Genomic DNA, 26,241 nt, shown 5'->3' with positions numbered 1-26,241 from the left:
ACAGAGTAAAGGACGTTATTAAAAATGATATCACACTAAGTAGAAATAACCAAAATGTTCTATAGGTATTTGTACCTGACGTTTTTTTGCTTGAAGTTGAATTTTCAAGTAAAAAACAGCTTTTTTGTTTCAGCGCGGAGACAAGTACACAAAATCCATGTTGGAAATAGCTATTATTCGAAAACAATCATTATTTTTGCAGCACTGAATAGTAAAAAATAATTTAAAATAGTAAGGAAACCCTGATGTTTACGGTGTTTTTGGATTTAATTAATTGATATTCAGTCGAATTAATAGATGTGTAATTTATCAAACTTTAATATAATAATGGAAGAATTAGATCTTATATTAGAATCTGTAAAACAAGACATGGATGCAGCTGTAAAGCACCTGGATCACGCATTTCAAAGAATTAGAGCAGGACGTGCTTCTACGGCAATGGTTCAGGATGTAATGGTAGAATACTATGGAGCAATGACTCCTATCAACCAGGTTGCGAATGTTTCTGTTCCGGATGCAATGACAATCTCTATTCAACCTTGGGACAGAACGGCAATCAATGCCATTGAAAAAGCGATCATCAATTCCAACTTAGGTTTTGCACCTTCTAACAACGGAGAAAATATTATCCTTAATGTTCCGCCTTTAACTGAGGAAAGAAGAAAGGAACTTGCAAAGCAGGCTAAAGTAGAATCTGAGAACACTAAAGTAACAGTAAGAAACGCAAGACAGGAAGGTTTGAAAGAACTTAAAAAACTGGAAGGAGTTTCTGAAGATGTTGTAAAAGGAGTGGAAGAAGAAATCCAGACGTATACAGATAAATATGTAAAACTTTGCGATGAGCATCTTAAGACAAAAGAAGCTGAAATTATGAAAGTATAATTTTCAGTTTTTGAAAATATTATGAGAGAGGTTTCTTTTGAGAGACCTCTTTTTTTGTGATTTTTACTGTTACATTTTACTTTTTACAATGCAATACATTCTTATTCCATACTATATTGTTAAGTATTTACGTTCATTCATTATATTTAATGAATTATTCCTGACGTTTAATTAAAAAACAGGAAACAGATACTATAATGATGACAAAAATAATCGGGGTAGGAAACTATATCCCATCGGAAACAATAACCAATTTATTTTTTGATAAACATGTTTTTCTTAATGAAGAAGGGATATTATTAAAAGAGAATAATGCCTCCATTACAGATAAGTTAAAAAAGATTACAGGTATTGAAGAAAGAAGATATGCGCACAGTACACAGGTTACTTCTGACCTTGGAGTTATTGCGGCACGTTCGGCCATAGAAAATGCGGGAATTGATCCTGAAACATTGGACTATATTATATTTGCCCATAATTTCGGGGATGTTCGTTTCGGTACCGTTCAGTCTGATATGGTACCCAGTCTTGCTGCGAGGGTGAAACATTTATTGGGAATCAGAAATAATTTCTGCGTTGCTTATGATGTTCTTTTTGGATGTCCGGGTTGGATTGAAGGGGTAATACAGGCTCATGCGTTTATCAAATCCGGTTTGGCAAAACGATGTTTGGTTATTGGGGCAGAAACCCTTTCCCGTGTAGTGGATATCCACGACAGAGACAGTATGATCTATGCAGATGGAGCAGGAGCGGCTGTTCTGGAAGTAAATCAGGATGATGATTCCGGGATAAAGTCTCATTTGTCGGCTTCTTATACACTTGAAGAGAAAGACTATCTGTATTTTGGAAAATCTTACAATAACGAAAGATGCCCGGATACCCGATACATCAAGATGGATGGCAGGAAAATATATGAATTTGCTCTGGTGAATGTTCCGGATGCCATGAAAAAATGTCTTGACAACAGTGGATATTCCATTGATCAGTTAAATAAGATTATCATTCATCAGGCGAACGAAAAAATGGATGAAGCCATCGTGAACAGGTTTTATCAATTATATGGAAAACCAGTTCCGGAAAACATTATGCCTATGGTGATTCATAAACTGGGAAACAGCAGTGTAGCGACAATTCCTTCTTTGCTGACGATGATTTTAAAGGATGAACTGGAACATCATAAAATAGAGAAGAATGATGTGGTTTTATTTGCGTCTGTAGGAGCAGGGATGAATATTAATGCTTTTGTGTATCAGTTTTAAAAAATAATAAAGAGGTTTCTGATGAGAAGCCTCTTTTGTTTTATAGACATTGTATTGATGTTTTCACGTCTTTATATGAAAAAAGCTTCGGAGAAACTCCGAAGCTTTTTTATTTCTATATCAGAATTATTGATATCTCTGATGTTCTTTGCTTTTTGTAAACCTTTTGGTGATTGGTTTGAACAATGCTTTGTATTTTTCTGCATCAAACAATTGTGAATCTGTAAGTGCTTTATAAGTCATCCATACTCCAAAAGGAAGAAGGATCAGGTTAGGAAGCCATGCTGCAAGGTAAGGGTTCATTTTTCCGCTCCAGGACATGTTTTCTACCCCAACATTCATTACATAAAAGATGATGAAAATAACGATAGCGATGATTACCGGAAGTCCCATTCCTCCTTTTCTGATGATAGACCCCAAACTTGATCCAATCAGGAAGAAGATAATACAGGTAACAGAATATGCAACAATTCTCTGCTGGTAAATAACCACTTTACTGAAGTATTTTACATTAGAACTGTATTCATTCTTTTTAGATTCCAGTGTTGATTTCAGATTGTCTAATCTGTTGTAGGAATTGTAAATGATTTCCAGTTTTTTATCCCCTTTTACTGTGTCCAGTTTGATTTGGGTCTTCGGAGCTACTTTATGTTTGTTGCCTTTATCCATGTAGGTAATCACAGAATTGGTCTGGTTAAGAACCTCGGATCCGATGTTATCAAAGAACTGTTTATTGTCTTTTTTGGTTTTTGTAATCGTTCCGTCAAGCTGGTTGTAAGTCTGGAAACGGTAGTCATCGGTAATCTGTTCTTTTTCGATGGCTTTATTGATGATTTCACTGATGTCAAAGTGAGATACCAATGTATCAAATTTAATAGCCTGATCGGGCTGTTTTAGCCTTACATTATCGCCTTTTCCGGCAAAAGCATCTTCGAATACATAGCCGTTATAAAGAACAAGCTTTAGAAAATTCTTGTTAACAGCCGGAACAAATTTTCCTTTTTCAGCCACTACAGATTGTTGGTTTTCGTAAGCATTGGCTTTTTTATGAACAAAAACGCCTTCAATATTTTCTCCGTTTTCCCCATAGATCTTGTCAAATTTTACCATATAACCTGGAATCTGATCAATAAACTGTCCCGGAGTAAAGTTGATAGCCGGTTTGGTTTGGGCGATATTGAAAAGCATGTTCTTGGCTTTCTTCTGAAAATCCGGAATAATATTGTTGGAAAAGAAAAACAACATGATAGCAAGTGCCGTTGAAATTCCAAGAAGAGGAGTCATTACCCGGGTCAATGGAATCCCTGCTGCTTTCATTGCTGCAAGCTCGTAACGTTCTCCAAATTCACCAAATGACATGATACTCGCCAGAAGGATCGTAAGGGGGAGAACCATACTGATTACGTTTACCCCAAGATAAAAAAGAAGTTTAAGGATTTGCCAGTAGCTTAATCCTTTTCCCATAAACTGTCCCAACTGTACCCAGATAATGTTTACAATAAAAATGAAAAACAATACGCTGAATATAAAGAAAAACGGTCCAAAGAAGGTTTTTATAATGTATCGGTCTAGTATTTTTAACATGCGCCAAAATTAATCAAAAAGCCACAAAGTTTACTTGTGGCTTTTTATATTTTGTTATTTTTTTAACTTTAAAAGTAAATTTACATAGTTGCGAATTCACTTTCAGCTTTTTAAAGTTCTGTAACGATGTAGTTTTTAAACTTATTTTTGTCAAAAACAAACATATTAGGATCCAGCTCCTGGTTTTCTTTGTACTCTTTAATAGCAATTACAGCAACATCTTTGTTGTTTCCATGCTGTTCCAGTTTTACCATTTGTTTTTTCGCTGAATCTACAAAAAGGTATACGTATTTTATTCCGTTTGCTTTTACCGGAGTCAGTTTAATAAAGTCTGCATTTACACCATTGACCACTTTCTTACCGTTATAAGTTACATTATAATCATTTCTATAGTTTGTAAGATAGTTGATAGGGGAGAACATGGTGCTGCTTCCGTTAGGTTTAGCAATGGTTACTTCCATATCATCCGCGTTGATGTTGTAAATTTTATTACCGTCAAAGATCTGTTCTGTATCCATGATCTTCAGTTTGTATTTCTCTCCTGCTACATAATAAATACCAGGTTCTGTTTTCGTCACCTGTCCGTTAAGACCGCTTCCAAAAGAAAATTTGAAGTAAGAATTCTTTTTAGAATTGTAGTTGGCTGTAATATCATCCAATATCTTTTTAGCTTTAGCATCAATCTTCTGAGCGTTGGCCATACCTACTGCACCTACAACAAAACTTCCTAATATAACTTTTGAAATAATATTCTTCATTTTTTTATTTAATAATCGTTAGATTTTTTTTAACTCTTAAGGTTAAAACTATTCATTTTTCCTTTAACTACGCAGATCTTCCAAAAACTGTTCCAAAGAATGCAGGTCGCTGATCAGAACCTCTCTTGCCTTTGCTCCGTTAAAGCCTCCCACGATACCACTTGCTTCCAGCTGATCCATAATTCTTCCGGCTCTGTTATAACCCAGTTTCAATTGTCTCTGAAGCATTGAGGTAGATCCCTGTTGTGTAGAAACAATGATTCTTGCTGCTTCTTCAAATAAAGCATCTTTTTCGTTCGGGTCAAAAGCACCTACAGTACTTGTTGAATCTTCAGAAACGTATTCAGGAAGTAACAATGCCGAAGCATATCCTTTTTGTTCGCCGATAAACTCTGCCAGTCTTTCCACTTCCGGAGTATCTACGAAAGCACACTGAAGTCTTAAGATTTCGTTTCCATTGAAGTAAAGCATATCTCCTTTACCGATCAGCTGATCTGCTCCCGGAGAGTCAAGGATCGTTCTGGAGTCTACACTGGAGATTACTCTGAAAGCAGCTCTTGCAGGGAAGTTGGCTTTGATCATACCTGTAATTACGTTTACAGAAGGTCTCTGTGTAGCTACAATAAGGTGGATTCCTACAGCTCTGGCAAGCTGTGCAAGTCTCGCAATAGGTAATTCAACCTCTTTTCCTGCCGTCATAATCAAATCAGCAAACTCATCTACTACCAATACGATATAAGGTAAATAACGGTGTCCGTTTTCAGGATTTAATTTTCTTTCCGTAAACTTCTTATTATATTCTTTTAAGTTTTTACAGAAAGCATTTTTAAGAAGATCATATCGGGTATCCATTTCAATACAAAGAGAGTTCAGTGTATTGATTACTTTATTGGTATCTGTAATGATGGCTTCTTCTGCATCTGGCAGTTTTGCCAGATAATGTCTTTCAATTTTTGAATATAATGAAAGTTCTACTTTTTTAGGGTCTACCATGACGAACTTCAGTTCGCTTGGGTGTTTTTTATAAAGAAGGGAAGTAAGAATAGCATTAATCCCTACAGATTTACCCTGACCTGTTGCTCCAGCCATCAATAAGTGAGGCATTTTCGAAAGATCGGCCATGAATATTTCGTTGGAAATAGTCTTTCCGAAAACTACCGGAAGATCCATATCTGTATTCTGGAATTTTTGAGAAGCAATAACAGAACGCATAGAAACCATCGTAGGATTTTTTCTTGGTACCTCAATACCGATAGTTCCTTTTCCTGGCATTGGAGCAATAATTCTGATTCCTAATGCAGAAAGGTTCAATGCAATATCATCCTGCAGCTTTTTAATCGCTGCTACTCTGATTCCTGCTTCGGGAACAATTTCATAAAGTGTAACTGTAGGCCCGATAGTTGCTTTAATCTCTGCGATTCCAACGTTGAAATTCTTTAGAAGTCCAACAATCTTATTTTTATTTTCTTCTAATTCTTCCTTATTGATAGAAATCTCTTCATTTCCATAATCTTTCAGTAATTCTACAGGTGGCATCTGGAAATTTGCAAGATCCAGCTTGTGATCATACAATCCATGCTTTTCTACAAGTTCCTGAGACTTTTTATCAGAATCATCCAAAACATCAATCACCTGAGCTACTTCTACATTGAATTTAATATTTTCCTGTGCCGGAGCAGTTGCTGCTGCCGGAGACGGAGCAGAAGGTCTGATGTCAAATGCTTCCTCAGGGCTGGAAACCGGAACAATTGGTTTGGTAGAAAGATTTAAACTTACAGGTTGAGAAACCTCCTTGGGTTCCGGATCAAAAGAAGTATGGTTCGGAGTGGTAATAGTTTCTATCTCGTTTGAAACCGGAACTTCAGGAAATCCTTTCGGAATACTTACTGGTTCTGGTTCTTTCATTGTATTGATTGGATTATTGACAGTATGATTTGTTACATCACTTACTGTAACTCTGGAGGTGGTTTCTTCTTCCGCTTCCTCTGCTTCTTCTCTCAATTCCTCATCAGCTTCGAAATCATCATTGGAGTCCGGCATCATAGATTTTACTTTTCCAATCGTATTTTCATTGATCTTATCCAGTTTTGCTTTGATAGAACTTGGACGAAGATTAAATTCAAGAATAAAATAGAGAAGGATGCTTGCTGCTAATACGGTCCACAAACCTACTGCTCCGATGATGGAGTTAAGATAGTCCATGATCTGATATCCATAGACACCTCCTAAAACCCCCTGACCTTTAGTAAGTGCTCCCATAAAAATAGGAAGCCAGCAGATAAAAAATAAAGAGTGGCCAATAGTTTTCCAGGGTTTGAATATTTTTTTCTTAAGAATCAGTGTTCCTACCACAAGCAGTAAAAATGCGATGATGAATGAGGCAATACCAATACTTTCAAAAATGAAAATATTCCCCAGCCAGTCACCTACCTTACCAAAGATATTGGAAGATTTTATGCTTTTGTCCAGCATGGTTCCTGCCTGGCTTTGATCTGCTTTCCAGTTCATCAGATAAGAGACGAATGAGAATGCAAGAACAGCCGATAAAAGTATAAAAGTAAGCCCGAAAAAAATACGTGGCTTAGATAAAATTCTGCCTTTCTCAGGCGATTCAGTCGGTTTTTTTTGTGTCTTTTTATCCATAATATCAATGTCGCAAATTTAATGTTTTATTCAACACTAAATGAATCTTTTTTACCCAAAAAACATTTTGGTAATCCCGCTTTTATAAAGGTTATTTAAAATTTTTACTTTAAAAATATTTTCTTTTATGATAGAATAAAATAAGGCTATTTTTTTTGCTTATCCAAATCTGATACCGTTAAATTATATTAACTGATTATTATTTGTTTTTCTTTAAAAAAGATAATAAAATTTTCGATTTAAATAGAAGGAGATTAAAAAAAATAACAATATTAGAAATTATTGTATCTCAATAGTGCTTTTTGAACTAGTTCAAAGGTCAGGACTTGAAGTGTCTGTAATTTTGACCTATAATTTTACATATGAAAAATACATTCACAACTTTTCTGACCTTAGGTCTGATATTAATTTCAATGATTACAATGAACGCACAAAAACAAAAAATGGAACACACTGCATTAATCATTATCGACGTACAAAATGATTATTTCCCGGGAGGAAAGATGACACTGGAAAAAAGTGAACAGGCTGCCGAAAATACCAGAAGTATTTTAGAATATTTCAGGAAAAACAATCTGCCTGTTATTCACATCCAGCATATTTCTACCAACGATGGTGCAACGTTTTTCCTTCCGGATACAGAGGGAGCTAAAATCAACCATCTGGTTTTACCGAAGGAAGATGAAAAAATTATCGTTAAGCATTTTCCCAATAGTTTCAGGGAAACAGATCTGTTGAATTATCTTCACTCAAAGAAAATTAAAAATCTGGTGATTACAGGAATGATGACAGATGTTTGTGTAGAAGCAACTACCAGAGCTGCTTTCGATTTTGGTTTTCATAATATGATTATCGGAGATGCAACAGCAACCAGAAACCGGGAATTGAATGGGGAAGTGGTAAAAGCAGCAGATGTACAAAAGTCTTTTCTGGCCGGGATCTCTGCTCTTGGAAGTCTTTATGCTGGTATAATAAATACGAATGAATTTTTAAGCAAGTAGGCTTCTTTGGATACGCAAGGGCGCAAAATGATATTAAAAATTTTGCTATATGGCGCAAAGATTTTATCTCCGATAAAATTTAAAACAGGTCATCTTGCTGAAAATCTTCCATTGAGCGAAGTCGAAATGTTCTTGCGTCTTAAAATAAACAATATGTATGATAAAACTTTGCGCCTTAGCATTTACCCAACAAAAATTGAAGTTCTATTGCTTAGGAACAAAAATAACTTAACCTAACTTAATTCCATGAAGGTGTCAATAATTTTGATACCTTTATTTTGCTTAAATAATCCCATGTCCGATTTACTTCTTAAAAATATCAGTCAATACGTCAACCTGTCAGAAGAGGATCTTACGCAGTTTATAAAACCTTTTGAACTCAAAGCGTTTAAAAAGAAAGAGGTTGTTCTCAAAGAAGGAGAATATTGTCTTTTTGAAGGATTTGTGCTGAGTGGCTGCTTTAAAATCTACTATCTCAATGAAAACGGATTTGAGCAGACTTTATATTTTGCAGTGGAAGGATGGTGGATTACAGATATTGACAGTCTTATCAATAACGTTCCCAGTATTCTGAATATTGAAGCTCTTGAAGACGGTGAAGTATTGATGATTTCTAAAAACGATAAGAAAGATCTGTATGAAACAATGCCACAGATAGAAAAGCTTTTCAGAATCATGAACCAGAAATCTTCGGTAGCGCTGCAAAGGAGAATTCTTTCCTTAACGGGTAAAACGGCAGACAAACGCTATCTTGAATTTCTTGAAAAGTATCCTGGACTGGAACAGAGAATTACCCAACAGCAGGTGGTATCTTATCTTGGTATCACCCATGAGTTTTTAAGTAAAATCAGGAAGAAAATATCATCGGAAAAATAAGTATATTGCCACAGTTTTTTGTCATTTCAAAAATTGCATTCAATATGACAAAGAATGATAATTAATAACTGATTGAAGACTTTTTTTAATGGAATTATTTGGTGTCCCTGGAATTTTTATTTTCGTCTTTTTAGCATTGATCAGGCCTTTAACGGTTTTTTTTCATGAAATGGGACATGCTGTTACCGTGTGGCTGATTACAAGAAAAAAAGTACATGTCTTTATTGGTTCTTATGGAGATAAGGATAACAGTTTTCCTGTCAATTTCAAAGATTTTTCTTTTTATATATTTAAAAATCCTCTTAAATGGGGAAGAGGGCTGTGTGAATCTGAAGAGAAAAGATTTTCGGTCAATAAGCATGTTTTATATGTGTTTGGAGGGCCGGCTGCCTCTTTATTATTAGCGTTACTCTCTTATTTTATCATTGCAAATACTCAATTTCTTACGTTATTTTTCATCGTATTAATGGTTTCGTCAGCAATTGATTTTTTGATCAATATTTTTCCGAGCCAGAAAACTATTTGTATGAGTGATGGAAGATCGATTTTTAATGATGGAAGGGCTATCATCAATCTTATCCGGCAGAGAAAACTCCCTGAAGAATATACAGAAGGAGTATATAAATTTCATGAGAAGAAGTATCCTGAAGCTGCATCCATTTTTGATACTTTATTACAGGAATCAAAAGATCTCAATATCTATCGGATGGCAATAGTATCCCATATTAACAGTAAGAATTATGAAAAAGCAAAAGAAATCGCTGTTCAATTCAAAGAAAATAATCCTTCTATGACTGCAGATGACTGGACGAATTTTGCATTAACGTTTACTGAAACAGGAACATTGGAAGAGTCTCTTGAATATTATGATAAAGCTTTGAAAATGGATCCTAACAATAAATTTGCTTTAAATAATAAAGGCTATACATTAATTCTTCTTGAAAAATATGAAGACTCTATCCCTTTATTAACCAAAGCCATTTCAGTGGATAAAAAATTTTCATATTCTTATAATAACCGCGGACTTGCAAAGATTAATTTAGACCTCTATGAAGAAGGACTCAGGGATATTGAAGATTCATTAAAGCTTGATGCTCAAAATGCCGATGCATATAAAAATTGGGGAATTTATCATATGAGAAAAATGGAGTACCAGGATGCACTGAATATGTTTTTAAAAGCGAAAGAAATGGATGAATCATTCTGTGGGATTGATGAATTAATAGGCGAAATAAAATTAAAAATGGAGGCGGGTTACAGGTTGGGGTTATAATGAGTTTTATATCAATTAATTGCGGTAAAAACAGCAGGAGAGAAATAGAGTGTCTCGATTATCTGGATAGGTAATATAAATCCGAATTTTCACATTTTTAAAAATTGAATTTTTCCTAATGTTTTCGGGCTTATTAAGAATGTTTCAAAATAAGCAAAACCGAGGCCAAAGTGATAAAAAACAGCTTTTTTTAAGCTCTTTGTGGTTTATCATGCTTATTTTTGCATGTCAAGTACAATAAATCATGAAGAAGCTCCAAGATATTCTTATCTCAACCAGGACAATGGCTGTATTGTTGCTGGTGTACGCATTCGCGATGGCTTATGCAACGTTCTTAGAAAACGACTACGGAACTCCTACAGCAAAAGCATTAATTTATGAGGCTAAATGGTTCGAACTGATCATGGTCTTACTGATTCTCAATTTCATAGGAAATATCGGAAGATACAGACTGTGGAAAAAAGATAAGTGGCCGGTTCTTGTTTTCCACCTTGCCTTTGTGTTTATTTTTATTGGTGGTGCTATCACCAGATACATCAGTTTCGAAGGAACAATGCACATCAGAGAAGGTGAAACATCCAACGAAATCGTAACCGATAAAAATTTCTTTAAAATTCAGATCGAAGAAAAGGGTGATGTACTGAATTATCAGGATGTTCCTTATCTGATGTCTCCTTTACACAAGGATCTAAAAGCAACTTATGACTTCCACGGAAAAGAAGTGAAAGTGTTTGCCAAGGAATACATCCAAAGAAAAAAAGACAGCCTTGTAGCTGAGCCAAACGGAGCAGAGTATCTTCATTTGGTTTCTACCGGAAACACCGGAAGACAAAACATTTACATCAAACCGGGAGAAACAAAATCCATCAACGGAACTTTGGTGACATTCAACAGAGCGATTGAAGGAGCTGTTGAATTCAAAAATGAAGGCGGAAAATTATTCATCAAAACTCCTGTAGATGCAAACTACATGACCATGGCTACGCAGGCAACTGGAACCACAGTGAAAGATGAATTCCAACCTTTGGCATTGAGAAGTTTATATACCATCAACGAACTGAAGCTTGTAGTTCCTGAAGGTCTTAAAAAAGGAAGACTGATGGCTATTGAAGGCGACAGAAAGAAAGATGCCAATGTTCCTGATATGCTTCAGATTGAGCTTCAGGGGCCAAAAACCAAACAAATTGTTGACCTTTCGGTTGAAAAAGGAAACCCAAATGCGTACAAGCAGGTGACGATGGATGGCTTAAACATCATGGTAGGTTTCGGACCTAAAGTATACAACACCCCTTTCGCATTGAAACTGGATGACTTCGTAATGGAAACGTATCCTGGAAGTTCATCTCCAAGTGCTTACGAAAGCCATGTGAAAATCATTGATGAAGGTAAAGAAACTCCTTATAAAATCTATATGAACCACGTTCTTAATCATAAAGGATACCGTTTCTTCCAGTCGAGTTTTGATCCGGACAGAATGGGAACCGTTCTTTCTGTAAACCACGATTACTGGGGAACTTTGATTTCTTATATCGGATACGGACTTTTATTCCTTGGAATGTTTGTTATTTTCTTCTGGAAAGGAACTCATTTCTGGAAATTAAATAAAATGCTGGCTGACGTTAATAAAAAGAAAGCAGCAGGTATACTTTTATTGTTCTTAAGTTTAGGTTTAAATGCTCAAAAAATCGAAACTCACGGAACTACTGACGGAAGCAGAGAACATATTCACGTGGAAGGAGATAACCATTCTCACGCTCCGGCTCCGTCTGCCCAGCCACTTGATGGTGCTGCTCCAAAGCAGAACTCTCTGGCAACTCCAATGGGGAAAATGAGATCTATTTCTCCGGATGAAATCATTGCAAGAAACAAAATCAGCAAAGAACATGCTGATAAATTCGGATATCTTTTGGTGCAAAGTTTTGAAGGAAGAATTGTTCCTATCAACACAGAAGCATTAGATGTTTTAAGAAAATTATACAAAAAAGACGAATTCAAAGGAACAGACGGGAAGTCTCTTACGGCTAACCAATGGTTTCTTTCTATCAATACAGACACACCAAGCTGGACAATGGTTCCTATGATCAAAGTAGGACCTAAAGGTGGTGATGAACTGAAAAATAAAACAAAGGCAGATGAAGATGGTTATACTTCACTGATGAACCTTTTCCCGGCAGATGCTAACGGAAACTTAAATTATATTCTGGAGCATGATTACAATACTGCATTCCGTAAAAAACCGGCTGAACAAACGAACTATGATAAAGAAGTAATTGCTGTAAACGAAAGAGTACAGATCTTCAATGAGTTCTTCAGTGGTCAGTTTATGAGAATTGTTCCTGTGAAAAATGACGCCAATCATACATGGCATTCATGGTTAGACCAGAAATTCGAACCGGATATGGAGTCTCAGCAGGTGATGGGACCTTACTTTGCAGAAGCGCTTACAGCACAGAAAACAGGGGACTGGAGCAAAGCAGATGCAGAACTGGCGAAGCTTTCAGAATACCAGCAGAAATGGGGTAAAGCAGTTGTTCCTGCTAAATCTAAAGTTGATCTTGAAGTATTCATGAATAAAGCAGATATCAACTTCAAACTGTTGATTTTCTACACGCTTGTTGGTGGTCTTCTTTTGATTCTAGGTTTTGTTGAATTATTCAAATCAAATAAAATACTAAACAAAGTAATTAAAGTAATTATTGCGGTTGGTTTAGTTGGATATCTATTGCATTTCCTAGGACTTGTGGCAAGATGGTATATTTCAGGACATGCACCTTGGAGTAACGGTTATGAAGCCATTATCTTTATCTCTTGGGTTGGTATTACAGCAGGTTTAATCCTGTACAGAAATGCTAATGCATTAATTCCTGCAGCCGGATTTATGGTAGCAGTTATCATGATGGGATTTGCACACGGAGGTTCTGCTCTTGATCCGCAGATTACACCACTTGTTCCGGTATTGAAATCTTACTGGTTAATTGTTCACGTAGCTATTATTACATCAAGTTACGGATTCTTCGCACTCTCGATGATTATTGCGGTAATCTCATTGGTATTCTATATTATATCCAATAAAGAAACCTATAAAATTCACCACGATACTACATTAAAAGAATTGGTAATTGTTTCTGAAATGTCATTAACGATCGGATTGTTTGCATTAACAGTAGGAAACTTCTTAGGAGGAATCTGGGCCAACGAATCATGGGGAAGATACTGGAGCTGGGACCCGAAAGAAACATGGGCTTTCATTTCCATTATGGTATATGCATTTGTATTGCACATGAGATTAGTACCTGGATTGAGAAGCAGATGGGCATTTCACGTAGCAACAATGTTTGCATTCTGTTCAATGGTAATGACTTACTTTGGAGTTAATTATTATCTTAGCGGACTTCACTCATACGCAGCAGGAGATCCGGTACCAGTACCAGCTTGGGTATACATCGGAATCGGAACAATGATCCTTCTATCAGTTGTTTCTTATATCAAGTTTAAAGCTTTAACGAAGAAATAGACTTTTAAATACATACACTAAAATCCCGGAATTCACTTTCCGGGATTTTTTTGTCTTGTTATTTCTTGTGCTTTGTAAAGTATAAGGAGTTGATGTTTTCTAAACGCTAAGGGTCGCAATGATTTTGATAATGCTAAAATATCGTTTGCAAAGACGTTTCACTCAGCACAGAAATTATTGGTCTTAGCTAAACGAAGTGGCTTTGCGAACAAAAATAAAATACATCCTAATGAATTAACCTCGCGAACTTTGCGTTAGCTAAAATACCTGAACCCTGTATCCCGAACCCCGAAACTCGCACCTCAAAAAAACAAAATTATTCACTTGTAATTCAAAATTCATTACTATCTTTATGATATCAAAATAATATCAAATTAAAATTCAATCATGGAAAAAACATTAAAACCCATGTCGGGTTATCTTACATTGGTCATTTGCCTGGCCTTGTTTGTTGCAGCAGTATACTTCTTTGTGAGTGGAGTAGATCAAAGTATAGCCTATGTGGTTATCTCTATGCTTTGCTTTCTTCTTTCGTGCTTTTTCTTAAAAGGGTTAATGATTATTCAGCCTAACCATTCGAGAGTATTGAACTTCTTTGGAAAATACGTGGGAAGTGTAAAAGAGAACGGATTGTTTTTTATCAATCCTTTGTATTCGTCACAGAAAATGTCTTTACGTTCGGAGAATTTACAAGGTCAGACTTTGAAAGTAAATGATAAAATGGGTAATCCTATTGAAATTGCAGTTGTAATTGTATGGAAAGTAGGAGATACTTATAAAGCGGCTTTTGATGTGGAGCGTTACTCAGATTTTGTAAAAATGCAGAGTGAAGCGGCTGTAAGACATTTGGCGATGAGCTTTCCTTATGATAATTTGGAAGATGATCATGCTCCTATTACATTGAGAGAAGGAGGAGATAAAATTAATTCTATTTTAGAACAGGAACTTACAGATCGTCTTTCAAAGGCTGGAATTGTGATTCAGGAGGCAAGAATTTCACACCTGGCTTATGCTTCAGAAATTGCAGGAGCCATGCTTCAGAGACAACAGGCGACAGCTATCGTTGCTGCAAGAACTAAGATTGTAGAAGGAGCGGTAGGAATGGTAGACCTTGCATTGAAAAAGCTTTCTGAAGAAAATATCGTAGATCTTGATGATGAAAGAAAAGCGGCAATGGTAAGTAATTTAATGGTGGTTCTTTGCGGTGAAAAAGCAGCAACCCCAATATTAAATGCGGGAACACTTTATAATTAAGAAGTGAACAATTAACAGTTAGATTTTAGTGCAGATAACTTTTACACTAAAAATAGTCAGAAATAATGTTAGAGAATTTAGAAAATGAAATCAGAAAAAGCTCAGAACTCTTCGGAAAGCAAAGGAAAAAAATCCTTTGTGATAAGGATAGATGAGTCTACTTATAAACTTCTTGAAAAGTGGGCCAATGATGAATTCAGAAGTGTGAACGGACAGATAGAATACCTGTTGCATCAGAGCCTGGTGAATGCAGGGAGAAAGAAGAAAGAGTAGTTTAATAGGACGAAAGGCAGAAGAAAAATAATCTTTTTGGGAAATATTTTCAATAAAATCCTTTATTTTCCCTTTTTTTAAATTAGAGAAAATATAAAAAAGACCTCCTTTTTTAGCCTTTCAATAAAGAAATAATAATTCGGTTAACCTTCTACCAAAAAGAAAGCAGAGAAATTTTCTCTGCTTTTTTATTGTATACAACTCTGAAGGCTATCTGCTCCAACGTAGAATATAACGAGCCAAATTAAGCCTTTTATGGTAAAGAAAGCTAATCCTGCCCATCCCACACGCTTGAACCACTTTTTAAGCTTTGAGTTGTTTTCTTGTGAATTTTCCATTGGTGATTATCAAAAAGATTACCCTGCAAAGATAAGCATGTTTATAATTAGTCCAAATAAAAAGCCTATTAAAAATTAAAGTTTTGAGGTTCACATAATATTTTTATCTTTAGAGAGAACGAAAAGTAAGATTTTATGTCAAAAAAAGTAAAGGATTTCGGAATTGAAAAAACACTTAGAAATCTTGGTATCAAAGAAGAGAACAAAGGGACTTCAGTGGGCGGAAAATATTTCGCTTCAGGAAAGGTGATAGAAAGCATTTCTCCTGTGGACGGAAAATTGATCGCTAAAGTAAAAACTTCCGGAGAAAGTGATTATGACAAAGTAATTGAAACTGCTCAAAAGGCATTTCAGGAATTCAGGCTGATTCCGGCTCCAAAAAGAGGAGAGATGGTAAGACAGCTGGGCTTAAAATTAAGAGAATATAAAGACGATCTTGGTAAACTTGTTTCTTATGAAATGGGTAAATCATTACAGGAAGGTCTTGGTGAAGTTCAGGAGATGATTGATATCTGTGACTTCGCAGTAGGACTTTCAAGACAGCTTCAGGGGTACACGATGCACTCTGAAAGACCTGGACACAGAATGTATGAGCAATACCATCCGCTAGGAGTTGTTGGGATTATCACTGCATTCAATTTCCCGGTAGCTGTATGGTCCTGGAACACTGCACTGGCTTGGATTTGTGGTAACGTTACCATCTGGAAGCCATCTGAGAAAACACCGCTTTGTGCTATTGCATGCCAGAATATCATGATGGAAGTTCTGAAGGAAAATAATCTTCCTGAAGGGGTTTCAAGTGTATTGGTATCAGACCACGAAATCGGACAGAAACTGGTAGATGATAAAAGAGTAGCGTTGGTATCTTTCACAGGATCTACAAGAGTAGGAAGAATGGTTTCTTCTAAAGTAGCAGAAAGATTCGGGAAGTCTATTCTTGAATTAGGTGGAAACAATGCGATCATCATTACTAAAGAAGCTGATATCGACATGTCGATTATCGGAGCTGTTTTCGGAGCTGTAGGAACTGCTGGTCAGAGATGTACTTCAACAAGAAGACTGATTATCCACGAAAGTGTATATAATGAAGTGAAAACAAGATTGGCAAAAGCTTATGGTCAGTTGAAAATCGGAAATCCATTGGATGAGAAAAACCATGTAGGACCGCTTATTGATACTGATGCCGTAAATCAATACGAAGAAGCTATCAAAAAATGTAAAAAAGAAGGTGGGAAATTCGTTGTTGAAGGTGGAGTTTTATCTGGTAAAGATTACGAATCCGGATGCTATGTAAAACCTTGCGTGGCTGAAGTGAAAAACTCTTATGAGATTGTTCAGCACGAAACTTTTGCACCGATCCTATATTTGATCAAATACAAAACATTAGAGGAAGCGATCGCTATTCAGAATGATGTTCCTCAGGGATTGTCTTCTGCAATCATGACTCAGAACTTAAGAGAGGCAGAATTATTCCTTTCTCATGCAGGTTCAGACTGTGGTATTGCCAACGTCAATATCGGAACTTCCGGTGCTGAAATTGGTGGAGCTTTCGGTGGTGAAAAAGAAACCGGAGGAGGAAGAGAGTCAGGATCTGACGCTTGGAAATACTATATGAGAAGACAAACCAATACTATAAATTACACTGCACAACTTCCTTTGGCACAAGGGATTAAATTTGATTTATAAAAGCTTTACTTAAAGTATTCAAAAAAACAAAAAAATTAATAACCTGAATGGTTAAATGCTGTATTATTAGCGTCATTTAATCATTCATTTATTAAATCACACTACAAATTTATTATGGAACACACATTAGATATAAAAGCAAATAAAGTAAAAGAAACAGTAGGAAAACATGTGTTGGCAGACGGTTTCGATTTTGTGATGGATATTGAAAAATCACACGGATCTTGGCTTTATGATAAACTGACAGACAGAGAATACCTGGATATGTTCTCTATGTTTGCATCAGCATCCATCGGATACAATCACCCTTATCTTGTTGAAAGATCAGAATGGTTGGGAAGAATGGCGGTGAACAAACCTACTTTGGCTGACGTTTACTCAGAAGAATACGCTCATTTCCTTGAAGTATTTGAAAGAGTAGTTATCCCTGAAGAATTACAATACGCTTTCTTTATCGAAGGCGGAACAATGGGAGTTGAAAATGCAATGAAGGCATGTTTCGACTGGAAAACCCGCAAAAACTTTGAAAAAGGATTAGATACTGAAGCTGGAATCTGTATTCACTTCAAACAGGCTTTCCACGGAAGAAGTGGTTATACTTTGAGCTTAACCAATACTTCTGACCCAAGAAAGTACCAATATTTCCCGCTGTTTAACTGGCCGAGAATTTTAAATCCAAAATTAAAATTCCCGATTACTGAAGAAAACCTTGAAGAAACCATCAAAAATGAAAATCTTGCTTTACTTCAGATTGAAGAGGCAATTTTGATGCACCCTGATAAAGTGGCTTGTATCATCATTGAACCTATTCAGGCTGAAGGAGGTGACAATCATTTCAGAGACGAATTCTTATTAGGATTAAGAAGAATCTGTGATGATAACGAAATCTTACTTATTTTTGATGAAGTTCAGACAGGTATTGCTATTACAGGGAAAATGTGGGCTTTCCAGCATTTTACAGCAAAACCGGATATCATTTCTTTCGGGAAAAAAGCTCAGGTTTGTGGGGTTTTAGCCAATAAAGAGAAGTTTGATCAGGTTCCGAACAATGTTTTCAGAGAAAGCTCAAGAATCAATTCTACATTCGGAGGAAACTTTATCGATATGCTTCGTTTCCAGTTGGTAATGGAAGTGATTGAGAAAGAAAATCTTGTTGAAAACGCAAGAGTAGTTGGAGACTTCTTACTGGAAAGCTTAAAAGCTCTTGCTGAAAAATATCCTGAAAAAATTTCAAACGCAAGAGGAAGAGGCTTGATGTGTGCTATTGATCTTCCTACTGCAGAGCAGAGAAACCACCTGATGAATGAGCTTTTCAATGACGGATTAATCATTCTTCCTTGTGGAGATCAGTCTCTTCGTTTCAGACCTCACTTGAATGTTACTAAAGAAGAAATCCAACTTGCTTTAGATAAAATTGAAAACAATATTAATAAAATTTAAAACCCGGGATTTGTAATTTTGAAAAAAACATCGTATATTTAGATACTCAAACAATTAGAATATGGAAAGAAGTACGAGAGTATCAGTTTATGTAAGTGATAACCCTTCAGAAATTCAGTTGGTTAAGTCTAAATTGGATGATGCGCAAATTGCAAATACCGTTGAAAATAACTATCTTACGTTTACCACTACGCCAACAGCCACTTCGCTGAAAGTAATGGTAGATCTGGAAGAAGAAAAAAAAGCATTTGAAATTATTGATGCTTACCTTCAACAAAGTGAAAATCAATAAACAATTTCATAATTTTAAATTTTACTACTTCGAACCGAAAATTAATTTTAATTAATTTTCGGTTTTTTAATTAATTATAAACCATTGATTTAAGAATTGAACAAGCAGTAACTCTTTTAATTCTTACATCAATCTTTTAATCAAATTTTACAACATGAATCCGGAGATTAAACTAAGACAAGCGGAAATTGAAGACAGAAACATTATTTGGGAAATCATCCAGCAGTCCATTGAAAGAAGAAGACAGGATGGAAGTACCCAATGGCAGAACGGATACCCTAATCTCGGGACAGTGGAAAGCGATATTGCGAAAGGATTTGGTCACGTTATGACAATTGATGGCGAGATTGCAGTATATGCAGCACTTATTATGAATGATGAACCCGCTTACAGCACCATTGAAGGAGCATGGTTAAGTGATGGTGAATTTGTTGTAGTTCACAGAGTGGCTGTAGATGAAAAATTTGCAGGGCAGGGTATGGTTAAAAAACTTTTTGATAAGATTGAAGAATTTACCAAATCCCATGGAATTCAAAGTATTAAAGTGGATACGAACCATGACAATATTGCCATGTTGAAAATCCTTGAAGGAAGAGGTTACTCCTATTGTGGAGAAGTTCTTTTGAGAGACGGAATGAGGAAAGCTTTTGAGAAGATTATAATTTAATCAAAAAGTTAAATCAACTTTCATTGAATTTTTAAAACGCCCTGTATTTATAAACTCTATCAGGTTTGTTCGTTTGGTTCTGAACTAATTTCTACTTTTGTTCAAATTTTTATATTATGCACCAAAGTATAGAAATTGATGAAAAAATTTTTCAAGATGCCGTAAAATTCTATGGCACCGTGTTCAGCTTACCCCCTTTAGCATCAAAAATTTATTCCTACCTTCTTTTCGACTATGAGAAAGTAGGAATTACTTTTGACGAATTTGTTGAAGTGCTCTCTGCGAGCAAAAGCTCTGTTTCTACCAGTATTTCATTACTGCTCAATGCCCAGCTTATCGTAGACCATAACAAAATGGATGAGCGGAAACGGTATTTTTTCATCAATGATGAATACAAGAAAATACGATTCGAAAAAATTGTCCAAAAGATGCAGGACGAATTAAGACTATTAGATGATTTAAACAATTTTAAAAAAAGTAAAGATGATGGATACAACGAAAGAATAGAAGTTTACAAAGCACTCTTAAATAAAAACATAGAAAATATTCAGGAATCTCTTAATAAACTATAAAATGAATAATAAGCTAGTTATACTTTCCATTGCAGCGTTTTCACTGACAGCCTGCAAAAAAGAAGCTCCGAAACAGGATGGTGCCAAGCCGTATCCGGTTGTTTCCGTGGAGTCAAAAAATATAGTGGGTTATCAGACGTTTCCGGCTACCATTCAGGGTAGAGTAAACAATGATGTACGTGCAAAAATACAAGGGTATATTACCCAGGTATTGGTAGATGAAGGACAATATGTTACCAAAGGGCAGCCTTTGTTCCGTTTGGAAACCAATATCCTGAACGAAAATGCAGCAGCTTCCAAAGCAGGAATAGGTGCAGCAGCATCCAGTGTTGCAGCGGCTCAGGCTTCTGTAAATGCAGCACAGGTTGAAGTAAACAAACTAAAACCTCTGGTTCAGAAAAATATCATCAGCAACGTACAGCTACAGACTGCCCAGGCTCAGTTGGCTCAGGCTCAGGCTCAGCTTCAACAGGCAAATGCTGCCAAAAGACAGGCTGAAGCGAATTATAAAGGAGTAGAAGCCAATATTGAATATTCTATCATTCGTGCTCCTATTTCTGGGGTGATCGGAAGACTGCCATTAAAAGTAGGAAGTTTGGTAGGGCCGTCTGATCAGACACCTCTGACAACAATTTCAGATACGTCTGAGATCTATGCTTACTTCGCGATGAATGAAAAGGAATATTTTGATTTCCTTGAAAAATCTCCGGGTGCATCTATGCCTGAGAAAATTAAAAACTTACCCATGGTGGAACTTCAGTTAGCCAATGGAAGTCTTTATCCTGAAAAAGGGAGAATTGAAGCCATTACCGGTCAGATTGATCCTACAACCGGAACTATCCAGTTCAGAGTTGCTTTCTCGAATGCTCAGAAATTATTAAGTAATGGTAACAGTGGAACCATCAGATTCCCTCAGCATTACGATAATGTTCTTGTTGTACCCGAAAGTGCTACTTATGAGCAACAAGGTATCGTTTACGTATACAAAGTAGAAAAAGGCGATACTGCCAGAAACGTTGTTGTAAATGTTATCGACAGAATTGACAATATGGCTCTTCTTAAATCAGGAGTTAATAAAGGAGAAACGGTTATTGCAGCCGGTATCGGAGGTCTGAAACCGGGAACTGCTGTGAAGCCGAAGCCAATTAAAATGGATAGTCTTGTTCAATCTATAAAACCGAAATTCTAATGATAAAAAACTTTATTAACAGACCGGTTTTATCTACCGTAATCTCAATTTTGATTGTGATTCTCGGTGTGCTAGGGCTGATCTCGTTACCGGTTACACAGTATCCGGATATTGCGCCGCCTACGGTAAGTGTTTCCGCGAACTATACGGGAGCCAATGCTGAGACGGTGATGAAAAGTGTGGTAGTCCCTTTGGAAGAACAGATCAACGGAGTGGAAGGTATGGATTATATCACTTCCAGTGCCGGGAATGACGGTTCTGCTCAGATCCAGGTTTTCTTTAAGCAAGGAATAGACCCGGATATTGCAGCGGTAAACGTACAGAACCGTGTAGCGAGAGCAACACCTCTTTTGCCATCTGAAGTAACACGTTCAGGGGTTGTAACCCAGAAGCAGCAGACCAGTGCCCTGATGTATATGTCTTTCTATTCTGAAAATAAAGATTTGGATGACGTATACCTTCAGAACTTTTTGAATATCAACATTATTCCGAACCTGAAAAGGGTAAATGGTGTAGGGGATGCCAACGTATTCGGTGGTAAAAACTATTCCATGAGAATCTGGTTGGATCCTGCAAAAATGGCTGCCTACAGTGTAACTCCTACGGATGTTACCAATGCTATCAATGAGCAGAGTAGAGAAGCTGCTGCAGGTTCTATCGGACAAAACAGTGGAAGTTCTTTTGAATATATCATCAAATATGTAGGTAAATTCAACGATAAAGAACAGTACGATAATATCATCATCAAATCTCTTGCAAACGGACAAAACCTGATGCTGAAAGACGTTGCCAAAGTAGAACTGGCAGGACAGTCTTATACAGGAATCGGGGAGAACGGAAACAATCCTTCCATCAGTATGGGGATCTTCCAGACGCCGGGATCTAATGCACAGGAGATTATTAAAAATATCAAAGCCTATCTGAAATCTGCGGAGGGAACTTTTCCAAAAGGTGTAAAGTATACTTTTAACTTTGATACCAACGAATTCCTGGAAGCTTCTATTGAAAAGGTAGTACATACCCTGATCGAAGCCTTCATTCTGGTATTTATTGTAGTGTATATTTTCCTTCAGGACTTCAGATCTACGCTGATTCCGGCCATTGCGGTTCCGGTATCTATTGTGGGGGCGTTCTTCTTCCTGAATCTCTTCGGATATTCATTGAACCTCTTAACCTTATTTGCATTGGTACTTGCTATTGGTATTGTGGTGGATGATGCCATTGTCGTCGTCGAGGCTGTTCATGCCAAGATGGAACATGGTATTTCTGATGCTAAAAAAGCCACAGTAGAAGCAATGGATGAGATTACAGGAGCTATTATTTCTATTACTTTGGTAATGGCGGCAGTATTTATTCCTGTAACGTTTATTACTGGTCCTACAGGGGTATTCTACCAGCAGTTTGGTATTACGCTGATCATTGCCATCATCATTTCTGCTATTAACGCATTAACGCTGAGTCCGGTTTTATGTTCATTATTCCTGAAACCTCACGCAGAGCATCATAAAGAGTATCAAAGCCTGAATCTGTTACAGAAGTTTTTCTATAAGTTTAATATTGCTTTTAAAACAACTACTGAGCGTTACGGAAGAGGATTTGTATTCTTGTTAAGACATAAATGGGTTACCTTAATTATTTTTGCTGTTACCGGAGGGATCTTATTCTGGGCAAGCAGCAGCATGAAGAAAGGTTTTGTACCTACAGAAGACAGAGGGATTATCTTTACAGATGTTCAGCTTCCTCCGGGAGCCTCTATGGAAAGAACGTATAATGCTCTGAAAACACTTCAGGCAAAAGCATTAAAAGTTCCGGGAGTACAGAATGTAACAATTTCTACGGGTAGAGGATTCTTATCCGGAAACGGAAGTAACAACGGTCTTGCCTTTGTGAAACTAAAACCATTCGAAGAAAGAAAAAAAGACGGACAGACTTCTGAAGATATCACCAAAAAATTATTTGGAATCGTAGGATCTGTTCCTGATGCTAAAGTGGTATTCTTCCAACCGCCAAGTGTACCGGGATTTGGTAACAGTGCCGGTTTTGAAATGGTATTGCTGGACAAGTCTGGAGGTGAATATGCTGATTTAGATGCTAAAACGAATGAATTCATCGGTAAGCTGATGCAGAGACCGGAAATTCAGTTTGCACAGACTTCATTCAATACAAAATATCCTCAGTATCAGATGGAAATTAATGTTCCTCTGAGCAAGCAGCTTGGGGTTTCTGTAAACGACATTCTGGCGACTATGCAGGGGTATATTGGAGGTATTTATACTGCCGACTTTACCAAGTATGGAAAGCAGTTCAGGGTGATGGTTCAGGCTCTTCCTGAGAACAGAAAGAATATTGACAATCTGAATCAGCTCTATGTGAGAACAGGATCAGGGATCATGACTCCAATCTCACAGTTTGTAACATTAACAAAAGCCTATGGACCACAATCTGTAAGCCGTTATAACCTGTTTACTTCCGTGAAGGTGACAGGAGCAAACTCTGACGGATACAGTTCCGGGGATGCGATTGCTGCTGTACAACAAGTGGCGGATGAAACCCTGAATCAAAACTATGCTGTAGAATTTACAGGGTTAACCAGAGAAGAATTAAATTCAGGATCTCAGACACTTCTGATTTTCGGACTAAGTTTGATCTTCGTTTACTTTATCCTTTCTGCGCAGTATGAAAGTTATATCCTTCCGCTGATTGTTATTATTTCTCTTCCTCTTGGGGTAATGGGAGCTTACTTCGGCCAGAAGATTATGGGACTGGAAAATAACATTTACTTCCAGATTGCCCTGATCATGCTCGTGGGACTACTGGCGAAAAATGCAATTCTTATTGTTGAATTCGCTGTTCAGAGAAGACATCACGGTGAAACCATTGTAATGTCAGCCATCAATGCAGCGAAAGCCAGGGTGAGACCTATTCTAATGACATCATTCGCCTTTATTTTCGGTTTATTGCCGTTAGTTCTGGCAAGTGGAATTGGAGCAGTAGGTAACAGATCTATCGCTACGGGTGCGGCAATCGGACTATTGATAGGAACTGTTTTGGGATTATTTGTAATTCCGGTTCTGTATGTGATTTTTGAAACACTGCAGGAGAAGATCAAACCTATCAAAAAAGAAGATATCAATTTAGCAGAATAAAATTAATTAGAGAAGTTAGAAGTTAGATATTTAGAAATTAGTCTAAAGCTCTATCTAACTTCTGGCCTCTAACATCTAATTTCTAATTTTTTATAATGAAGAGTTTATTAAACATCATAAAAGGAATCACTTTTTCAGTTTTCATACTCGGCGCCATTTCATCCTGTATGGCAAGAAAAGAATATGAAAGACCGAAGAATGTTGTAGACGAAAAGCTGTTCCGTACGGATATGCTTCCTTCGGACAGTGCTAGTATTGCCGATATTTCTTGGAAAGAGATATTTACGGATCCGATATTACAGGGGCATATTTCTAAAGCACTGGAGAACAATCTTGATATCAGAATTGCTTTGGAAAGTATTAATTCTGCGGAAGCATATCTTAAACAAAGCAAAGCAGCCTATCAGCCTACTGTTTCCATAGGACCCAACTATACATTTCAGACACAGTCTATCAATACACAGTTTGGACAGATTATCGGATCAAGACGTTATGTGAATCAGTTTGACATCACGGCAAGTATTGGATGGGAAGCGGATATCTGGGGTAAATTAAAAGCACAGGAGAAAGCACAGCTGGCTGCTTATTTAGGGACTGTTGCAGCGCATAAAGCTGTTAAAAGCAGTTTGGTATCTTCCATCGCTTCTGCATATTATCAATTGTTGACATTTGATGCACAGAAGAGAATTATTTCAGAAACCATTGCGGTAAGAGAGAAAAACCTTGAAGCAACTAAGGCTTTAAAAACTTCCGGAACAGTTACTGAAGTAGCAGTACAGCAAAGTGAGGCTCTTGTTTTCAATGCCAAATCATTACTGATTGATATTGATACACAGATCCAGTTGCTAGAAAATACTATGAGTCTTCTGATGGGAGAGCCTTCTCACTCTATCGAAAGATCTACATTGGAAGGGCAAAATCTTCCAATCGATTTGAAATTAGGTTATCCGACTCAACTTCTGGCCAACCGTCCGGATGTAATGAGAGCAGAGTATAATCTAATGAATGCTTTTGAGCTGACCAATGCTGCCAAAGCTCAGTTTTATCCAACTTTAAAACTGACAGGAAGCGGAGGTGTACAGTCGGTAGATATTGACCACCTGTTTAGTGTGAACTCTTTATTTGCCAATGTAGTGGCTGGACTGGCTCAGCCGATTTTAAATAAGAGACAGATTCAGACGAACTATGACGTAAGTCTAGCCAATAAAGAAACTGCTTATTTAAACTTCAGAAAAACAGTTCTGACTGCGGGAAAAGAAGTTTCGGATGCCATCAGAGTTTTCTCTGTTCAGGATTCATTCATTGAATTGAAACAAAAAGAGCTGGATGCCTATAAAAAATCGGTTGACTATTCCCAGGAATTGGTGAACTATGGTATGGCGAATTATCTTGAAGTGTTGAATGCCAGTGTGAATTCATTGAATGCTGAGCTTAACATTTCTAATGCAAGATACAGTAAAATGAAAGCAGCCGTAGAGCTTTATCAGGCTTTAGGCGGAGGCTGGAAATAATAATATTTAGTTATTTAATATCATAAAAACGTATGTCAGAAATGGCATACGTTTTTTTATTATAAGCTTAAAGACTTTACAAA

Annotated in this window: 19 protein-coding genes; 16 read left to right on the top strand and 3 right to left on the bottom strand. The window is 36.7% G+C overall.

All coding sequences use genetic code 11. From position 1 onward, the window contains the following. Positions 1-327 precede the first annotated feature (327 nt). Positions 328-882: a ribosome recycling factor gene (gene frr, locus NK356_RS08030; protein ID WP_079241539.1), complete on the top strand. Its 555-nt coding sequence runs from the start codon at positions 328-330 to the stop codon at positions 880-882. Between the two features lie 197 nt (positions 883-1,079). Then, complete coding sequence (locus NK356_RS08025; RefSeq protein WP_034694345.1) at positions 1,080-2,141, top strand: 3-oxoacyl-ACP synthase III family protein; 1,062 nt, start codon at positions 1,080-1,082, stop codon at positions 2,139-2,141. A gap of 126 nt (positions 2,142-2,267) precedes the next feature. Here NK356_RS08025 and NK356_RS08020 read toward each other — a convergent pair whose 3' ends face one another. The 3 genes from NK356_RS08020 to NK356_RS08010 all read right to left on the bottom strand — a co-directional run bounded on the left by NK356_RS08020 (position 2,268) and on the right by NK356_RS08010 (position 7,126). Next, positions 2,268-3,725, bottom strand: coding sequence for an LptF/LptG family permease (locus tag NK356_RS08020; RefSeq protein WP_034694347.1), 1,458 nt, complete (start codon positions 3,723-3,725; stop codon positions 2,268-2,270). Positions 3,726-3,835: 110 nt separating this feature from the next. Next, positions 3,836-4,483 (bottom strand): outer membrane lipoprotein carrier protein LolA, encoded by a 648-nt coding sequence (locus tag NK356_RS08015; RefSeq protein ID WP_034694350.1) that lies wholly within the window; start codon positions 4,481-4,483, stop codon positions 3,836-3,838. Between the two features lie 63 nt (positions 4,484-4,546). After that, complete coding sequence (locus tag NK356_RS08010; protein ID WP_034694352.1) at positions 4,547-7,126, bottom strand: DNA translocase FtsK; 2,580 nt, start codon at positions 7,124-7,126, stop codon at positions 4,547-4,549. Positions 7,127-7,488: 362 nt separating this feature from the next. On the opposite strand from NK356_RS08010, the gene NK356_RS08005 reads away from it, so the two are divergent. From NK356_RS08005 to NK356_RS07940, 14 genes are all read left to right on the top strand, one after another. After that, positions 7,489-8,127 carry a cysteine hydrolase family protein gene (locus tag NK356_RS08005; RefSeq protein ID WP_081906409.1) on the top strand — a complete coding sequence of 213 codons (639 nt, stop codon included), beginning with the start codon at positions 7,489-7,491 and terminating at the stop codon, positions 8,125-8,127. A 294-nt stretch (positions 8,128-8,421) separates the two neighbouring features. Further along, entirely contained in the window at positions 8,422-9,003 is a 582-nt protein-coding gene (locus NK356_RS08000; RefSeq protein WP_253316663.1) for a Crp/Fnr family transcriptional regulator, read from the top strand. Between the two features lie 88 nt (positions 9,004-9,091). Continuing rightward, entirely contained in the window at positions 9,092-10,276 is a 1,185-nt protein-coding gene (locus NK356_RS07995; RefSeq protein ID WP_034694360.1) for a M50 family metallopeptidase, read from the top strand. A gap of 244 nt (positions 10,277-10,520) precedes the next feature. Next, positions 10,521-13,790 (top strand): cytochrome c biogenesis protein CcsA, encoded by a 3,270-nt coding sequence (ccsA, locus tag NK356_RS07990; protein WP_034694362.1) that lies wholly within the window; start codon positions 10,521-10,523, stop codon positions 13,788-13,790. Between the two features lie 387 nt (positions 13,791-14,177). Then, complete coding sequence (locus NK356_RS07985) at positions 14,178-15,044, top strand: SPFH domain-containing protein (RefSeq protein WP_034694364.1); 867 nt, start codon at positions 14,178-14,180, stop codon at positions 15,042-15,044. An 84-nt stretch (positions 15,045-15,128) separates the two neighbouring features. Further along, the gene (locus NK356_RS07980; RefSeq protein ID WP_034694367.1) at positions 15,129-15,317 is read left to right on the top strand and encodes a hypothetical protein; all 189 of its coding nucleotides are present in this window, start codon (positions 15,129-15,131) and stop codon (positions 15,315-15,317) included. Between the two features lie 473 nt (positions 15,318-15,790). Then, a complete protein-coding gene (locus tag NK356_RS07975; RefSeq protein ID WP_034694371.1) occupies positions 15,791-17,341 on the top strand; it encodes an aldehyde dehydrogenase family protein in 1,551 nt (516 codons plus the stop codon). A gap of 114 nt (positions 17,342-17,455) precedes the next feature. Further along, the gene (gene lat, locus NK356_RS07970; protein WP_034694372.1) at positions 17,456-18,781 is read left to right on the top strand and encodes an L-lysine 6-transaminase; all 1,326 of its coding nucleotides are present in this window, start codon (positions 17,456-17,458) and stop codon (positions 18,779-18,781) included. Between the two features lie 61 nt (positions 18,782-18,842). Further along, a complete protein-coding gene (locus tag NK356_RS07965; RefSeq protein WP_034694374.1) occupies positions 18,843-19,073 on the top strand; it encodes a DUF2007 domain-containing protein in 231 nt (76 codons plus the stop codon). A 154-nt stretch (positions 19,074-19,227) separates the two neighbouring features. Beyond that, the gene (locus NK356_RS07960) at positions 19,228-19,740 is read left to right on the top strand and encodes a GNAT family N-acetyltransferase (RefSeq protein WP_034694376.1); all 513 of its coding nucleotides are present in this window, start codon (positions 19,228-19,230) and stop codon (positions 19,738-19,740) included. A 116-nt stretch (positions 19,741-19,856) separates the two neighbouring features. Next, positions 19,857-20,312, top strand: coding sequence for a hypothetical protein (locus NK356_RS07955; RefSeq protein ID WP_034694378.1), 456 nt, complete (start codon positions 19,857-19,859; stop codon positions 20,310-20,312). Position 20,313: 1 nt separating this feature from the next. Beyond that, positions 20,314-21,501: an efflux RND transporter periplasmic adaptor subunit gene (locus tag NK356_RS07950; protein ID WP_034694380.1), complete on the top strand. Its 1,188-nt coding sequence runs from the start codon at positions 20,314-20,316 to the stop codon at positions 21,499-21,501. Next, positions 21,501-24,647: an efflux RND transporter permease subunit gene (locus NK356_RS07945; protein ID WP_034694383.1), complete on the top strand. Its 3,147-nt coding sequence runs from the start codon at positions 21,501-21,503 to the stop codon at positions 24,645-24,647. Before NK356_RS07950 ends, NK356_RS07945 begins: the two co-directional genes overlap by 1 nt. A gap of 95 nt (positions 24,648-24,742) precedes the next feature. Then, entirely contained in the window at positions 24,743-26,158 is a 1,416-nt protein-coding gene (locus NK356_RS07940) for an efflux transporter outer membrane subunit (protein ID WP_253316662.1), read from the top strand. The last annotated feature ends 83 nt before the right edge of the window (positions 26,159-26,241 follow it).

This window comes from Chryseobacterium sp. S0630, from assembly GCF_024158915.1.
In the GTDB taxonomy this organism is placed as follows: domain Bacteria; phylum Bacteroidota; class Bacteroidia; order Flavobacteriales; family Weeksellaceae; genus Chryseobacterium.
Note: the sequence above shows the minus strand (reverse complement) of the source record. Positions and strands in the feature narration are given on the sequence as shown.